The 14,160-nt window shown below is 70.5% G+C and carries 13 protein-coding genes; 6 read left to right on the forward strand and 7 right to left on the reverse strand.

The annotated features are described in order from the left end of the window. The first annotated feature begins 21 nt into the window (after positions 1-21). Genes KZ829_RS11365 through KZ829_RS11390 form a run of 6 tightly spaced genes read left to right on the forward strand, consistent with a single transcriptional unit; the run spans position 22 to position 7,842 of the window. Positions 22-1,020, forward strand: coding sequence for a WxL protein peptidoglycan domain-containing protein (locus tag KZ829_RS11365; protein WP_220143812.1), 999 nt, complete (start codon positions 22-24; stop codon positions 1,018-1,020). Beyond that, complete coding sequence (locus KZ829_RS11370) at positions 1,017-2,105, forward strand: hypothetical protein (RefSeq protein ID WP_220143813.1); 1,089 nt, start codon at positions 1,017-1,019, stop codon at positions 2,103-2,105. The genes KZ829_RS11365 and KZ829_RS11370 overlap by 4 nt, the downstream gene beginning before the upstream one ends. Then, positions 2,102-3,460, forward strand: a complete 1,359-nt coding sequence (locus KZ829_RS11375; RefSeq protein ID WP_220143814.1) for an ABC transporter substrate-binding protein — start codon at positions 2,102-2,104, stop codon at positions 3,458-3,460. The genes KZ829_RS11370 and KZ829_RS11375 overlap by 4 nt, the downstream gene beginning before the upstream one ends. Further along, on the forward strand, positions 3,450-4,181 hold the full coding sequence (locus KZ829_RS11380; RefSeq protein ID WP_220143815.1) for an ABC transporter ATP-binding protein: 732 nt from the start codon (positions 3,450-3,452) through the stop codon (positions 4,179-4,181). The genes KZ829_RS11375 and KZ829_RS11380 overlap by 11 nt, the downstream gene beginning before the upstream one ends. 43 nt (positions 4,182-4,224) lie before the next feature. Then, on the forward strand, positions 4,225-7,131 hold the full coding sequence (locus KZ829_RS11385; RefSeq protein WP_220143816.1) for an ABC transporter permease subunit: 2,907 nt from the start codon (positions 4,225-4,227) through the stop codon (positions 7,129-7,131). A 30-nt stretch (positions 7,132-7,161) separates the two neighbouring features. Continuing rightward, a complete protein-coding gene (locus tag KZ829_RS11390; RefSeq protein WP_220143817.1) occupies positions 7,162-7,842 on the forward strand; it encodes a neocarzinostatin apoprotein domain-containing protein in 681 nt (226 codons plus the stop codon). Between the two features lie 103 nt (positions 7,843-7,945). On the opposite strand, the gene KZ829_RS11395 is transcribed toward KZ829_RS11390, so the two are convergent. The 7 genes from KZ829_RS11395 to KZ829_RS11425 all read right to left on the reverse strand — a co-directional run bounded on the left by KZ829_RS11395 (position 7,946) and on the right by KZ829_RS11425 (position 14,158). Beyond that, positions 7,946-8,692, reverse strand: coding sequence for a hypothetical protein (locus KZ829_RS11395; protein ID WP_220143818.1), 747 nt, complete (start codon positions 8,690-8,692; stop codon positions 7,946-7,948). Between the two features lie 531 nt (positions 8,693-9,223). Further along, positions 9,224-9,967: a maleate cis-trans isomerase family protein gene (locus tag KZ829_RS11400; RefSeq protein WP_220143819.1), complete on the reverse strand. Its 744-nt coding sequence runs from the start codon at positions 9,965-9,967 to the stop codon at positions 9,224-9,226. Next, complete coding sequence (locus KZ829_RS11405; RefSeq protein ID WP_220143820.1) at positions 9,964-10,605, reverse strand: hypothetical protein; 642 nt, start codon at positions 10,603-10,605, stop codon at positions 9,964-9,966. Before KZ829_RS11405 ends, KZ829_RS11400 begins: the two co-directional genes overlap by 4 nt. After that, on the reverse strand, positions 10,605-11,360 hold the full coding sequence (locus KZ829_RS11410) for an SDR family oxidoreductase (protein WP_220143821.1): 756 nt from the start codon (positions 11,358-11,360) through the stop codon (positions 10,605-10,607). Before KZ829_RS11410 ends, KZ829_RS11405 begins: the two co-directional genes overlap by 1 nt. Beyond that, positions 11,357-12,277 carry a hypothetical protein gene (locus KZ829_RS11415; RefSeq protein WP_220143822.1) on the reverse strand — a complete coding sequence of 307 codons (921 nt, stop codon included), beginning with the start codon at positions 12,275-12,277 and terminating at the stop codon, positions 11,357-11,359. Before KZ829_RS11415 ends, KZ829_RS11410 begins: the two co-directional genes overlap by 4 nt. Further along, positions 12,270-12,962 carry a hypothetical protein gene (locus KZ829_RS11420; RefSeq protein WP_220143823.1) on the reverse strand — a complete coding sequence of 231 codons (693 nt, stop codon included), beginning with the start codon at positions 12,960-12,962 and terminating at the stop codon, positions 12,270-12,272. The genes KZ829_RS11415 and KZ829_RS11420 overlap by 8 nt, the downstream gene beginning before the upstream one ends. Then, the gene (locus tag KZ829_RS11425; RefSeq protein WP_220143824.1) at positions 12,959-14,158 is read right to left on the reverse strand and encodes an aromatic ring-hydroxylating dioxygenase subunit alpha; all 1,200 of its coding nucleotides are present in this window, start codon (positions 14,156-14,158) and stop codon (positions 12,959-12,961) included. Before KZ829_RS11425 ends, KZ829_RS11420 begins: the two co-directional genes overlap by 4 nt. Positions 14,159-14,160: the final 2 nt, after the last annotated feature.

Genomic DNA, 14,160 nt, shown 5'->3' on the forward strand with positions numbered 1-14,160 from the left:
CATGCCGTTGGAGGGACAGACATGCGGATCAGCCGGATCGGCCGGATCACCCAGATCGCCGCGGCGGCTCTGGCGCTGGCCGCCCTCACGGTCGTCCCGGCCACCCCGGCCCTGGCCACCGGCAACGGCGAGTGGGCGGTGACGCCCACCCCGGCCAAGAACGCCGGGCCCACCCCGCGCCTCTACTTCTTCCTGGACGCGGCCGCCGGCCAGACCGTCAAGGAATCGGTACGCGTCACCAACCTCGGCAAGGACCCGAAGGCGTTCGAGATCTACGGCGCGGACGCGTACAACACGGTCAAGGACGGCGGGTTCGCGCTGCGCACCAAGGACCGGCAGCAGACCGACCTCGGCGCCTGGGTGACCTCCGGCGCCGGGAAGGTGACCATCCCGGGCGGCGCCAGCGCGGACATCCCGTTCACCATCACCGTCCCGCAGAGCGCCACCCCCGGCGACCACGTCGGCGGCGTCGTGGCCCTGGAGGCCGAGCCGAGCGCCGTCACCCGGGCCGGCGGCGCCACCGTGAAGATCCAGCGTGCCGTCGCGGCCCGCGTCTACCTGCGGGTGGCCGGCACCATCGTGCCCGGCCTCGGGGTGCCCAGCCTGCGGATGGACATCCGATCGCCGCTGCTGCCGGTGCCGGTGAAGGGCGACCTGGAGTACGCCGTCACGAACGTCGGCAACGTGCACCTCATGCCGCGGGCCACGGTCCGCGTGACCGGCCTGTTCGGGCATCCGGTCAAGGTGACCGGGCCGGCGCCGTCCAGCGACATGGTCCCCGGCTCCGAAGGCCGGTTCGCCATGACCGCCGAGGGCATCTGGCCGCTCGACATCGTCACCACCTCGGTCGTGGTCAGAGCCGACGGCGGTGTCTACGCCCGCCGCACCGACCGGGCCTTCGTCTACTCGTACAGCGGCGCCGTCATCCTCGCTGTCCTGATCGGATCGGTCGTCTGGGCCGCCCGCCGCCGCATCCGCAGCCGCGAGGTCCGGCCACGTGGGCTGGTGGCGTCTCGATGAGGCGGTTCCTCACGTCCCTGCTCGTCGTGCTGGCGCTCGTCACGCCGGCGGCAGCGGCCCGGGCCAGCGGACTGGTCGCCCGGCTCTCGGTCACCGAGGCGTCGCCGGGCGAGAAGATCCGGGTCACCGGAGAGGGCTGGGAACCGTCCCAGCTGCTCCAGTTCGTCACCTGCGGCGAAGGCGGCGTGACCGGCTCGGCCGCCTGCGACACCCGCGCCTCGATGGCCACCCCGGTACGCCCGGACGGCACCTTCGTCGTCGACCTGTTCGTCGGCGAACCCCCCAAAGCCTGCCCCTGCGTCATCCACGTGGCCGCCGTACAGGGCGACGCCGACGCGACCGTCAACCTGCCGCTCACCATCACCGGCCACGCCAGCGGGCAGATCCCGCGCACCGCCGACCCGGTCCGGGACCTGGTCGTCCAGGACGCCCGGCTGACCGGCGGCACGGCGGCCGCCTGGTTCGGCGCCCCCGACCGGCTGCTTCTCGTCTACACGATCCGCAACCCGAGCACGTCGACGCTGGTCAACGCCACGGCACAGGTACGCCTCGGCGGAGGCGGCGACGACAACGTCTTCCACCGGGCACAGATCACCGACCTGGGGCCGGGCCAGAGCCGGACCCTCACCGTGCCGGTCGAGCTGCCCCTCGCCGCGTTCGGCCGCTACGTCGTGACGGTCGACGTCAGCGGACTGGCCCAGGCCCGGCTCACGCGCGAGGCGTACCCCTGGGGTCTGTTCTTGATCAACGCGGCCGGCCTGCTGCTGATCGCCTGGGGCGTGCTGCGGCGGGCCCGCCGGCGCGGCATCGAACTGGCCTGGGCCGACCCGTCGCAGACCATGCTGCCGTCCGTCGTCCGCCTCGGCAGCCTCGGCGCCTACCTGGTCTTCGACGACGCGCCCGGCACCCGGCGGCTGCGCCGGATGGCCGGCGCCCAGCTCAGCCTGGAGACGCTGCGCGCCCTGGTCGGCCAGGAACGCCCGGCCGGCGGCGGTGACTCCGTGCTCGACCTGGACGCGCTCGATCACGTGATGGCCCGGCGCTACCCCCGGGACCTCACCCTCTTCGAGGAGGACGACGAATGACATCGCCATCGCCGCGCCGCCCGCTGGACCGGCCGCTGCTGGTCCGGGCCGGCGCCGTGCTGGTGGCCGCGGCGCTCGCCTACACGAGCTGCGGCACCCTGATGCCGGGCGCGGACTCGGCCGGCGGGGCGTCGGCGGCCGGCACCGGACCCGGCGTCACCGACGACACGGTGAAGGTCGTGTTCATCGGCACCGACCTCACCAAGACCGCCTCCATGACCGGTTTCAAGAACGCCGACGTCGGCAAGCCGGCCGAGCAGGTCGAAGCCCTGGAGACGTACGTCAACGCGAACGGCGGGGTGGCCGGGCGCGAACTGGAGGCCGTCTACCGCGAGTACGAGGCCAGCAAGGACTCCCCGGCCGCCGAGACCACCCTGTGCAGCCAGATCACCCAGGACGACAAGGCGTTCGCGGTGGTCCTCACCGGACAGCTCCAGTCCAACGCCCGGCCCTGCTACGCGCAGCGGCGCACCCTGATGCTGGACGCCACCCTGATCGCCGACGACCGGGCCACGTTCACCCAGCTCGACCCGTACCTGTGGACCGCCTCCTACCCGGAGTACGACGCCTTCGCCACGTCGTTCCTGTCCGTTCTGGTCCAGCAGAAGTTCTTCGACGGCCGCAAGGAGGCCGGTCTGGTCGCCGCCGACACGCCGGCCAACAAATCGGTGTACGACGAACTGGTCGTCCCGTTGCTTTCCGAGGCGGGCGTCACGGTCGCCGTCAACTGGATCGACACCACCAGCCTCGGCACCCTGAACAGCGGACTGTCCCAGGCGGCCGTCAACTTCCGCGGGAAGAGGATCGACCGGGTGTTCTTCCTCGGCGGGGCCCGGCTCGCGCCGTTCTTCATGACCAGCGCCAAAGCGCAGAGCTTCACCGCCCGGTACGGCATCTCCACCTTCGACAGCCCGATCTTCATGGTGAACAACCCGGGCACCGTGCCGCCGGAGTCACTGGCCGGGATGGTCGGCATCGGGTTCGCCCCGGCCAACGACGTGCCGGACTCCCGGCTCGCCTTCCCCGGCACCGACGCCGAGAAGAAGTGCCTGGACATCTACCAGCAGGCCGGGATCACCTTCGCCAAACGGGAGAACGCCCGGGTGGCCTTCACCTACTGCGACGCCGCGCTGCTGCTCCAGGGCGCCGCCGCGAACCTCGGGCCCAACCTGAACGCCGCCGCCTGGGGCACGGCCGCCCGGGCACTGGGACCCGCGTTCAGCACCGCCGGCGGCTTCGGCGGCGAACTCGGACCCGACGGGTACGCGGCCGGCACCGGCTACCGGATCCTCAAGTACGACACCGGCTGCGCCTGCTTCACCTACGACGGGCCGGTGACCCCCCTTGGCCAGTGACATCGTCCTCCAGACCACCGGGCTCTCCGGGGGCTACGGCTCGATCCAGGTGCTGTTCGGCATCGACCTGGCCGTCCGGCGCGGCGAGACCGTGGCACTGTGCGGGCCCAACGGCGTCGGCAAGTCCACCCTGGTCCGGATGATCTCCGGGCTGAGCCGGCCCAGCGCCGGCACCGTCCTCCTCAACGGGCTCGACGTCACCGGCGTGCCCGGCGCCGAACGGCCCCGGCTCGGCATGTCCACCGTCATCGGCCAGCAGGCCTTCGGCTCCCTCTCGGTACGCGACAACCTGCGCATGCACACCTACCCGGTGAACCGGGGCGACGAGAAACCCACCACCTCGGTCGACGGGGCGCTCGCCGTCTTCCCCCGGCTGCGGGCCCGCGCCGACCAGCCCGCCTCCACCCTGTCCGGCGGGGAACGGCAGATGCTGGTGCTCGCCAAGACGCTCATCCAGCGGCCCGACGTGCTGCTGATCGACGAGTTCTCCCTCGGGCTCGCCCCGGTCGTGGTCGGCGGACTGCTCGAACTCATCCGGCGGCTGGCCACGGCCGGGGTCGGAACACTGCTCATCGAACAGTCGGTGAACGTCGCCATGTCGGTCGCCGACCGGCTGCTCTTCATGGAGCACGGCACGATCATCGCCGAACACACCCCGGCCGAGCTGCGCGAATCCCCGGATCTGGCCCGCCGCCTGGTACTCGGAGGGCATGCCGCATGAGCTTCTTCCGGCACGGCCACCGCTTCGTCGCAGTGGCGGCGGCATGACACTCCTCGGCTTCGATCTCGGGCTCGACCGGCTCACCGTCGGGCTGTTCACCGGTCTCACCTACGGGCTGCTCGCCGTCGGCCTCGTGCTGGTCTACCGGTCCAGCCGGTTCGTCAACTTCGCGCACGGCGCCATCGGCGTCTTCGGGGCCGCCGTGCTCGCCCGGTTCGCCACCGGGATGCCCTACTGGCTGGCCTTCCCGGTCGCCATCGTGGTCGCCGGCGGGCTCGCCGCGCTCACCGAGATCGTGATCGTCCGGCGCCTCTACCGGCGGCCCCGCGTCATCGGCATGATCGCCAGCCTCGGCCTGTCCCAGTTCATCCTGGTCATCGCGCTGCTGGTGTCCCGGGACAGCTTCTCCGGCACCACCTACCCGAAACCGCCCGGCCTGCCCGCCTTCAACATCGGCACCACCGCGGTCGGCTCGTCGCTCACCGCCATGCTGCTGCTCACCCCGGTGCTGCTGGCCGCGCTCGCGTTCTTCCTCCGGCGCACGAAGTACGGCATCGGCATCCGCGCCGCCGCCGACAACCCGGACGCCGCCACCGTCGACGGCGTGCCCGCGCCACGGATGGCGACCCTGGCCTGGGCGGTCGCCGGGGGTATCGCCGCCTTCTCGGCCATCCTGCTCACCCCCACCCAGGGCGTGCAGTCGATCGAGTCGCTCGGCCCCCAACTGCTGCTGCGCGGCCTGGCCGGCGCGGTCATCGCCCGGATGACGTCGCTGCCGATCGCGTTCAGCGCATCCCTCGGCGTCGGCGTCCTGGAGCAGGTCCTGCTCTCCAAGGAGGGCAGCGGTTTCGTCGATGTGGTCCTCGGGCTCGCCATCCTGGTGTCGCTGCTGCGCCAGCGGCAGGGCGGCCGCCGTGACGATCAGAGCGCGCCCTGGCCCCGTCAGGAACGTAGGGCGGCCTCCGTTCTCTCCCGGGCCGGGCTGGCGCTGCTCGCGGCGTTCGGCGTCGGGCTCGCCTACGTGGTCAGCAACGCCACCGCCTCCATCCTCACCACCATCTGCGGATACACGCTGGTCGCGCTGTCGGTGATCCTGGTGACCGGCATCGCCGGCGAACTGTCGCTCGGCCAGTTCGGCTTCGCCGGCATCGGCGCCGCCGTCGCCGTCCAGATCGCCACACTCACCGGCAACATGTTCCTCGGCACCGTCGCCGGCTGCGCGGCCGGCGGGCTCGCCGCGACCCTCGTCGGCATCCCGGCCATGCGGTTGCGCGGCGTCGCCCTCGGCGTCACCACCCTCGCCTTCGCGCTCGCCACCAGCGGCTGGCTGCTGCGCCAGACCTTCCTGCTCGGCGACGGGCTGGACACGCCCTACCCGGTGTGGCACGGCTACGTCGTCGGCGTCGCCACCGACTACTACCTGTTCACCCTGCTGCTCCTGGGACTCGGCTGGTGGGTCACGGCCCGCCTCAGCGGCGGCGGCTTCGGCCGCCTCCTGCTCGCGCTGCGCGACAACGAGGAGGCGGGACGCGCACTCACCGTGACGGCCCCTCTGCGCAAACTTCAGGCGTACGCCGTGGGCGGCGCCCTCGCGGGCCTCGGCGGCGTGGTGATCGGCTTCGGACAGTCGCAGCTGAGCATCAACAACTTCCCGGCCGGGGCGAGCATCGACGTCGTCGCCATCGCGGTCGTCGGCGGGCTGGCCCGCGCCGGGGGCGCGCTCCTCGGATCGGTGATCATCGTGGGGTTGCCGCTGCTCTATCCCCTCGGGATCCCCGGGCAGGCGGCACTCACCCTCGGCTGGCTGCTCGTGGTCATCCTCATGCCGGACGGTCTGGGCGGCTTCCTCGCCGGCAGCGTCCCCCGCCTGGGGCGCCGCCTCGCCGCGTGGGGCTCGCGCCGCGGCCTCGACAGCAGGCTCCGCGATCTGGCGGGCGCCGTCACCCGCCTACGCGAACGCCGCCCAACCGGCACGAACCCCGTCAATGCGGGCGGCGTCAACGTGGGTGCCGTCAGTGTGGGCGGCGTCGGTGTGGGCGCTGTCGATGTGGAAGAGACGCGGCCGATCTTTGCGGCGGAGCGGCCTCGGCTCTGGAACATCGCGCGGCTGCCCGCTGAGCCGCTGGAGCGGGCAGAGCCTGGGGTACCCGGGGAGGAGAGCGGGCCGCTGCTGGAGGTGGCCGGGATCCGGCGGTCGTTCGGTGGGGTGCGGGCTGTGCAGGACGCCACGTTCACCGTGACCGACGGTGAGATCGTCGGGATCATCGGGCCCAACGGCGCCGGGAAGACGACGCTCTTCGAGATTCTCGCCGGGTTCACCGCGGCCGATGGGGGTGCGGTCCGGTATCAGGGGCGCGCCGTTACCGGCTGGACCCCGGAGCGGCGGGCGCGGGCCGGGCTGGTGCGATCGTTCCAGGACGCGCGGCTCTTTCCGGCGATGACCGTCCGGGAGAACGTGATGGTCGCCGCCGAACGGATCGCGCCGGTGCGGCTGGCCGCCGACCTGATCGGTGATGAGCGATCGGAAACGGTCAAGGCGGCTCAGGCGGATGCCGCGCTGGAGGCCATGGGGCTGGACTGGCTGGCCGGACGGCCGGTCGGGGAGCTGTCCACCGGCACCCGGCGCGTCGTCGAGCTCTGCTGTCTGCTCACCCTGCGTCCCCGGCTGCTGCTTCTCGACGAACCGTCCTCCGGCCTCACCCAGGCCGACGGCAAGGCCCTCGGTGACCTGATGCTGCGCGTCCGCGCCGAACTCGGCACCACGATCCTCGTCATCGAACACGACCTGCCGCTGCTGTCGCGCGTCGCCGACCGGCTGATCGCCATGGACGCAGGCACGGTCATCACTCAGGGGACGCCGGACGAGGTCCGTAACCACCCCGCGGTCGTCCTGTCCTACCTCGGCACCGACCAGGCTGCCGTGGCCCGATCCGGAGAACCGGCCGGCTGACCGGCCGTACCCATGATGGAGGTTTCATCGATGGTCCTTACCCGCCACCTCCGCCGGCTGGCCGCCTCGGTCGCCGCCGGCCTGATCTGCGCCGTCACGGTCGTGCTCGTCGACACGTCCCCGGCCCTGGCCGCGCCCGAACTGCACGTCTCCAAGACGAGCGGCATCGCCGACGGGGAGAAGATCACCGTCTACGGGACCGGGTTCACGGCCGGGCTCACCGACCTGGCGCTCGGCCAGTGTGTCGCCGACCCGGCCACCGCCACCGACTGCAACCTCACCGGCGGCGCCGAATTCGTGTCCACCGACGGCTCCGGCAAGACCAAGACGCTCACCCTCACCATCGCCAAATCGTGGAGCGACGGGGCCAAGACCTGCGACGACGGTTGTGTGATCGCGGCACAGCTGCTTCCGTCCAGCCACAGCGAGGAGGAGGTGGCCGCCAACAAGGTCCAGGTGGAGATCGCGTTCGGCACCGGCGGTGGTGGGACCAGCACCTCGCCGACGGCGACGTCCACCAAGTCGTCCACCAAGTCGGCGACCGCGACCTCGTCGAAGAGCTCGAGCGCGGCCGCGGGCGCCCTGCCCAAGACCGGGCCCGGCATGGAGTGGGCCACCGTCGTACTGATCGGAAGCGCTCTGCTCCTGCCCGGTATCGGCCTGCTCGTCATGCTGCCGGCACGCCGGCGCCGGATGGCGGGCTTCCAGTAGGACGTCCTCTCCCGCCCGCATCTCTCGAGCGGGAGGGGACGGTTCGGGGGGTGTGGGCCCGGCTGTGCGCGGGGCCGGTCCCACACCCCCCGATCCGGCAGGACTACTTGCCCAGGCTCGACTTCTCGATGAACTCGCCCGCGGCCGGCGCCTTGATGTCGGCGAAGGTCGCGCCGAACTCGCTGAACAGGATGCCGTCGCCCGCCGCGTCCGCACCGATCTTGACCGGGTACGCGTCGCCGGTCGTCGCCACGAACAGCTTCGCCGTCGCGTCACCGGCGTCGGTCAGGGTGATCACCGCGGTGTCGCCGACCTTCGCGGCCTCGCCCTTGGCCAGCTTGCCGGTCGGCTTCAGCAGCTCGTCGACGTTCCCGGCGGCGAACAGGCCGGTCGCGGTCTCGTCCTTGGCCGGCACCAGAATCCACTTGTCGCCGGTGGCCGCGGCCATCTTCTTCGCCTGCTCGGGGCCGGCGAGCATGGCCCAGAAGCCCTCGGCCGGCTTCATGTACTGCTTGCCGCCGACCGACAGCAGCTCCACGTCGGCGCCCTCGCCCATCGACATCGAGCCCGCGAAGTCGTCGCCGGAGATCCGGAAATCGATGCTGACCGTGGTGCCCTCGGACGTCTGGCTGCCCTTGACCTGGAACGAGCCGGCCTTCTTCAGCGCCTCCTTGGCCTTGGCCAGGATCTCGTCGGCGGTGAGAGCGGCCACCCCGTTGTCGGTCGCCTGGGTGGCGGCCGGCGTGCTCTTGGACCCTGTGTCGCTCGAGTCGGAGCTGCCACACCCGGCGAGCAGCATGGCGGCGGCGGCCAGGGCGGCGGCACCGGCCTGGAGCGTAGTCTTCTTCATTGATCTTCTTTCCTGATCCGGGTCACCGGGAACCTGAGTGAGCTGGGCGAATCTATCGGGCCCCGGCAACGATTCGATCAATTTGACGGCCCGCAAACTGAGGTGAATCGCACACCCGTGAGGCGCGGCCGCGCGGTTGGGCGCGCACGATGGGGCGCTGTGGGGTGGGTGGGCGCGCACGGCGGGCTTGCGTGTGCGGTGGCCGAGGTTATCGGCCAGGCGGGTGCTCACGGTGCCGCGGGCGTGTGCGCCTGCCGTCCCTGGCTGCCGCGGGGACGGTGGGCGAGGGTGCTGCGGGCGGCGGCGGTGAGCGAGGGTGCCGCGGGCGGCGGCGGTGGGCGAGGGTGCTGCGGGGGTTCGGGTGACCACCGATCTGCGCCCGGCGGGCGCGGCACGGGCCGGAGCGGGCAGCTAGATCGCGAGGCAGGGCGGAACTGCCCTGAAATGGACGGGGCGAGGTCACGCGTACCGGAAAGGAACGACCGGAAGGGAACGCGGACCTCGACCCCGACAGCTGAGCGTGCGGTGCGGTCAGTGGTCGCGGAGGAGGGAGCCCGCGCCGTAGACCTTGTCGTTGATGCCGTTCTCGCGGAGGGCCATCCACCAGGTGGCCGCGTTGATGGCGATCACCGGCTTGCCCAGCCAGCGTTCGGCCTCGTCGGCCAGGCGGAGCATGGAGAGGTTGGTGCCGCACTGGACGATGGCGTCGACGTCGGGGGTGTTGACGGTGAGGACGGCGGCGCGCAGTTCGTCCTCGGTCACGTGGGCGATGGAGACCGCGGTGGGGCACTTCAAGCCCTGGATGGCGGTGACCTCGAAACCGATCTCGCCGAAGAAGCGGACCACGTTGGCGTCGCCGACCGGCTGGTAGGGGGTGACCACGCCGATCCTGCGGGCGCCGTAGAGCTTGAGGGCACGCTCGCACGCCTCGGCGCCGGTGGCCACGTCCAGGCCGGTGATCTCCCTGATCTGGGCCACGAATTCCCGGTTGCCCTCGACGCCGCCCCAGAACGTCTCGGCGGACATGCCCATCACCATGTAGTCGGGCTCGCACGTGAGGACCCGCTCGCAGGCGAAGCCGATCTCGGCGCGGATCTGGACCAGCAGGTTCTCGAACTCGGCGTCGTCGGACAGGTTCTGGTTGCGGATGTGGATGCGGGAGAAGTGCGAGGTCACACCGGGTACGGCCATCGAGTGGAAATCCGGCTCGACGATCGTGTTGGTGGACGGGGCGATGACGCCGAACTTGCGGCGCCAGCCGAGGGCGTCGGTCATCGGGAGGCTCCGATCAGTGCGGGACGACTAGCGCGGAGGGTGAGCCACGCGGCCACCAGGAGGCAGAGTTGCGCGGCGGTGTTGATCGACTGTTCGAGCCACTGGAAGGCGACCGTGTGATGCTCGTCGGACGACCGCAGCGGCACCAGGCCCATCACCAGGACCAGGCCGAGCACGTAGAGGGACACCGCCCACCACTGCTTGTGCCGGCCCGCGACGACCGCGCCGAGCACACTGATCGCGGTCACGCCCAGCGTGGCGGCGACGAAGAGCGGGTTGAGGCTGCCGGCCGGCACCGACCCGGCCACACACGATCCGAAGGCCAGCCCGAACGGCCAGAACCGGGTCGGCTTCCCCCGGCGGACGGTGACCGCCAGCGACCAGGACAGCAGTGTGGCACCGGCCGCCATCAGCGGGAACAGCGCCTGTTCGAGAAGCGTCCAGTCGCCGGCGCCGGCGGAGTACCCGAGTTTCCAGACGCATTTGGCGATGCCGCCGGCGCCGATGAGGACGGCGCCGGCCAGGCCGGCCTTGCGCGCGGACTCCACCGGCGCGGTCCGGGCGAGCAGGGCGAAACCCACGGTCCCGAAGATCACCGGTACGAAGTCCTCGAGCGCGAGAATGATCGGATAGTCCATCAGGCGTCCCCGAAGAGGTCGCGCTTGCGGAATCCGGCGGTGGCGAACCGGTAGGCGGCTTTCGGTCCGGTCAGCCAGGCGACCCGGCCGCCGTTCCTCGTGCCGGCCAGCACCTTCGCGGCGAGCCAGGGGGTGACCGTCTCGACCCGGTCGGCCAGGATGTTGAAGATCTTCTTCGCCTTCTCCAGCTCGGCCGGGTCGTAGTCCTGGATGAGCAGGTCGGTGACGACCATGCCGGGGGAGAGCAGGCCGACCTTGACCGGGGTGTCCTTCAGCTCCTTGGCCATCGCCAGGGTGGCGTAGGTGAGGGCCCGTTTGGTCGCGCCGTACGGCGTCAGGCCGGGCACGATCTGCCCGTTCGAGCCGAGCCCCTCCATGTTCCAGAGCGCGCCGTGGCCCTGGGCGAGCATCGCTTCGAGGACGACCGCGCTGGCGTGCAGTGTCCCGCGGAGGTTGAGCCCGACGACCGCATCGATCTCCGCCGGGGGAAGATCCCACAGCGGACGCCTCGAATTGGATATTCCAGCATTGTTGACCCAGACATCGACTTTTCCGAATTTGTCGACCGTGGCATCCCAGAGCTTGCGGACATCTGCCCGATCTGTCACGTCAGCGGCCACGGCGAGGGCCTCAGCCGGTCCATCCGGGGGGATTGTCCGTCCGCAGTAGGCGACGGACGCGCCCTGATCGAGGAACGCGCGGACCAGCCCCTGCCCGATCCCGCGCGTCCCACCCGTGACCACCACGACCGTCATGAGGTCCACTCCAGAAGACCGTGCAGCACCGAGTCCAGGTTGCCGCCGTGGAACAATTCGTAGACGACGGCGAGCTGCTTACCGGCCGACATGCCCGGCGCGGCGTCGATCGAGAACTCCCGTGCCTTGACCTTCCACACGTCCGTGAAGTGCAGCGACTGGAACGACGCCCGGCCGAACCCGATCGCGTTGCCCCACGCCTGCGGCCCCTCGAAGAACAGCCGGTTGCCGTCCCGCCGGGTGTCGGCGGTGAACACCCGGTCCAGGCCGGCGCCCTGCCAGGACACCGTCCGCCGGGTGCGGAGCAGGTCGATCGGCTCCAGCGCGATGGACGCCGACACGGCGCCGCGCAGCTTCTGATCGGCGCCCCACAGCTCCAGCTCGCCGGTGAACGTGCCGGCCTGCTTTGTCGGCAGGATGTACGGCACCGAGCCGTTCCGGGTCTCCGCCTCGATCAGGTCCTCCACGAGAGAGGGAACCCGTGTGTAGAGGCCGTTGAAGCAGCCCACCACGGCCCACCCCTGGTGGAGCACCGACGAGTAGACCTGCGTCTCCCCGTCCGGCAGCACCTGGTTCCAGGTGTTGAGGTCGACCTGCCAGCCGGGCCCGTAGTAGTGCGAGTCGACGAACGACCCGTACGGCTGCCCGGTCCCGAAGAAGTCCGGCCCGGTGTAGACCCGGTTGGCGTCCGAGTCGACGACACCGAACGAGAACGGCGCGCCCAGCCGGAACTGCCCGGCCAGCGGGCCGCCACCGATCAGACCACCATCCATCTTGTACGTGGTGACGCCGTCGATGAAGTCCGACGACCGCCGGATCTCCTCGAATCCGCACCAGGTGCCGTTGTGGTTGAACAGCGACGGCCGCCCGTGCCACTCCCCGGCGATCCTCTTCTGCCAGGTGGACGGCTCAGTCATTGCTCACCAGGGCCAGGCGTACCGATTCGCTCTGCTCCTCGCCGAGGAGGCGGACCGTCTGCTTCCACACCGGGTCGATCTCCGGGCTGAACAGCAGCTCCCGGTGGGCGGCGTCCCGTACGCCGGTGCCCTCCGCCTTGACGCCGCTCTCCACCAGGGAGGCCCAGTGGGTGAAGTAGCCGTCGACCGCGTCGCCGATCCCTTCGAAAGCCTCGGCATTCGCCCGATTTACGAGCATCCAGGGCGACATGAGCGCATACTGCCGGGGCGTGAGGTGGGCGGCGGTGAGGCCGTCCCGGGCGCTGACCTCCTGGTACAGGGCGGTCAGCGGCTCGTAGACCTCGTCCAGGTAGGGCAGCGACGTGGCCAGGTCGATCCGGGGGATCAGGTCGAGGTGGAACGCATAGTTCTCCCCGTTGGCCACCGAATCCAGCGTGAAGTGCGGCACGCCCGAGTCAGGGGCGGTGAACGCGAAGATCATGTGGCTGTCCAGACCGATCATCGGTACGACCAGCGACACGTTCACGACTTTGACGACGGTGCCCGTACCCCGCCAGATTTTGATCTTGCCGACCGGGGCCGGGCTCATCGGCGACGTGAGCGCGCGCTCGGAGTCGAGCGAGACCGCGAAGCGGGCGAGAATCTTGTCGAGCGTGGTGTCGGAGAGTGCTTCGGGCAGGCTCACTTGTTCTCTTCCTCAGGGTTGGCACCCATCAGGCGGGCGGCGGCGACGGTCGGGTGCTCGCCACGGGCCTTGTGCACCCAGGCGCGGGACAGCTCTGTGCTCTCCCGGCGGGCCGGCGAGGGGATCACCGTGGCGGTGCGTCTCGGCACGTCACCGGTGATGAAATCCTCCTCGTTGAGCAGCCAGCCCTTGTCGGCCAGCTCCTGGCGCCGGCGGCGGTACTCGACGGCGATGATGTCGCTCTTGATGTGCAGCTCGGCGCCGAGGTCGAAGGGCAGCAGCTCGGGCCGCACCTTGTCGACCACCGCCGCGTCCTCGTAGAAGATCCGCATGGTCCGGTTGATGGCGTCCCTGTTGGCCCATTTCCCGGTGAAGAAGGTGCGCAGCGCGACCCACTTGACCAGCGTGGTCGTCTCGTCGATCGGGATGTTGGTGTCGTAAATGATCATGTCGCCGATCGGCAGCCGCACGTGCAGCTTGATCATGTTCGGCAGCATCCAGCCGGCCGACGTGGTGACCGGCGGCCGCTTCTTCAGATCGTTGCCGATCAGCCGGCCGAACCTGCCCCACAGACCGCTCGGCTTCGGCGGGTGCAGATCCACCGTCGCGAACGCCGACCACTCGTCCGGATGCTCGACCTCGTAGTCCGGCACCTGCGGCATGTCCGGGTTGCCGAACCGTCCGGCGTGGACGAACGGCGCGTGCGCGATGTCGCAGCCGTTCTCCAGGATCCGCTCGTAGTTGGCCTTCCACAGGAACTCGCCGGTCACCGTGCGGAACCTGCCGCCGTTCTCCACCAGGTCGTCGAATTCCGGCCACACCGGCATCGGCGGGCGCTCCTCCTCCGGGAGATCGCCCATGAAGACCCAGACAAAACCATATTTTTCCTGTACGGGGTACGAATCCACCCGCGCCTTCTTGGGAATGCCCCGCCCCGGCAGGTTCGCCGGGATCTTGACGCAGGCGCCGTCGGGCTCGTACTCCCAACCGTGGTACGGGCACACGATCTTGTCGTCGTTGAGCCACCCGCCGGAGAGCGCGGCCCCCCGGTGCACACACAGATCGCTCAGCGCGACGACCCGTCCCTGCTTCGGCGTCCGGTAGATCACCAGGTACTGCCCGAGGACCGTGATCCGCTCCGGCTTGGTGGTCACCTTGTCGGAGAACTCCACCGCGTACCAGAAGTTCTTGAGCATGG

The organism is Actinoplanes hulinensis, from assembly GCF_019429605.1.
GTDB lineage: Bacteria > Actinomycetota > Actinomycetes > Mycobacteriales > Micromonosporaceae > Actinoplanes > Actinoplanes campanulatus.